At 54.6% G+C, this 652-nt stretch carries 2 protein-coding genes; both read left to right on the top strand.

Annotation, left to right across the window (positions count from 1 at the left end; all coding sequences use genetic code 11):
- On the top strand, positions 1-299 hold a 299-nt coding region (locus K0039_RS24730; RefSeq protein WP_228106771.1), incomplete at its 5' end, for an ABC transporter permease family protein.
- A partial coding sequence (locus tag K0039_RS24735) for an ATP-binding cassette domain-containing protein (RefSeq protein ID WP_228106772.1) occupies positions 283-652 on the top strand: 370 nt, incomplete at its 3' end. The genes K0039_RS24730 and K0039_RS24735, both read left to right, overlap by 17 nt.

Genomic DNA, 652 nt, shown 5'->3' on the forward strand with positions numbered 1-652 from the left:
TATGTCAGTCGCTGGGGATTGAAGGCTGGTCACGCTTAAAAGTGGTGGAGCTGCGCGCCCTGAAACGTCCACTGGCGCAGGCGCTGGCCTTTGCATGCGTGCTGTCGATTGGTTATTTTTGCGTGGTGGCGTTGTTCGGTAACGATGATTTCCGCACCCTGCCGTTTTATCTCTACCAGCAAATTGGCTCCTATCGCAGCCAGGACGGTGCGGTCACCGCGTTAATTCTGCTGCTGCTCTGTTTTCTGCTGTTTACCGTGATTGAAAAACTACCGGGGCGAAATGTTAAAACTGACTGATATCACCTGGCTTTACCACCATTTGCCGATGCGTTTTAGCTTAACGGTGGAACGCGGCGAGCAGGTGGCGATCCTCGGGCCAAGCGGCGCGGGTAAAAGTACCCTGCTGAATTTGATCGCCGGTTTTCTGACGCCAGCCAGCGGTTCGCTGACTATCGATGGCGTAGATCACACAACTATGCCGCCGTCACGCCGTCCGGTGTCGATGCTGTTTCAGGAGAACAACCTGTTCAGCCACCTGACGGTCGCACAGAACATCGGGCTGGGGCTAAATCCGGGATTGAAACTGAACGCGGTACAGCAGGGGAAAATGCACGCTATCGCCCGCCAGATGGGGATTGATAATTTAATGG

Source organism: Terrisporobacter mayombei, assembly GCF_020748465.1.
GTDB classification, from domain to species: Bacteria; Bacillota; Clostridia; order Peptostreptococcales; family Peptostreptococcaceae; genus Terrisporobacter; species Terrisporobacter mayombei.